The sequence below is a fragment of the Kitasatospora sp. MBT66 genome, from assembly GCF_000710405.2.
Taxonomy (GTDB): Bacteria; Actinomycetota; Actinomycetes; order Streptomycetales; family Streptomycetaceae; genus Kitasatospora; species Kitasatospora purpeofusca.
Genome location: NZ_JAIY01000004.1, coordinates 529,388 through 529,897, shown reverse-complemented (window position 1 = coordinate 529,897; position 510 = coordinate 529,388). Strand labels below are relative to the sequence as shown.

The window sequence follows — 510 nt, the reverse complement described above, 5'->3', positions numbered from 1 at the left end:
CACCATGTCCTTGTTGTGCTGGCCGCCCAGGAACTCCGCGCCGCCGGTCGAGATCTGGATGATGCCGTCGCTCTCGGCCTCGGCGAAACCGCGCAGCGCGGCGTGCAGGGTCTGCGAGGAGGTCACGTTGATCGCCGGGTAGGCGAACTTGCCCGCCTTGGCCCGGTCCAGCATCTCGTTGTAGATCTCGGGAGTTGCGATGGGCATGCGAATCCGCTCCTGTCGGTGTGCGGCGTACGGACGGTGCTGTCCGACGCTGTGTACGCCTGGTGACGACTCCGGGGTACCGGGGCCGGTGCGCGGCTCTGCGTGCGGCTTGACCGGTACCGAGGTCAGAGGCAGCGGCCGCGGAGCGGCGATGAGGGTGTTCGCCACCGCGGGCCGGTCGCCGGTGCCATCTTCCCAGAATGCCCACCGCCTCCACCATGCGGCCCGCCAGTCGGGACGGCCGCCCCTGGCAGCCGCCGTTCCCGGGGCCGCGCCCCGGGGGCGGCGGTGACGTGCGACGAA

At 71.4% G+C, this 510-nt stretch carries 1 protein-coding gene; it reads right to left on the bottom strand.

Annotated features, from left to right (window positions below):
* Positions 1-207, bottom strand: a 207-nt coding sequence (locus BI06_RS53300) for a class II fructose-bisphosphate aldolase (protein ID WP_043466894.1), incomplete at its 3' end; no start/stop codon positions are given.
* Between the last annotated feature and the right edge of the window lie 303 nt (positions 208-510).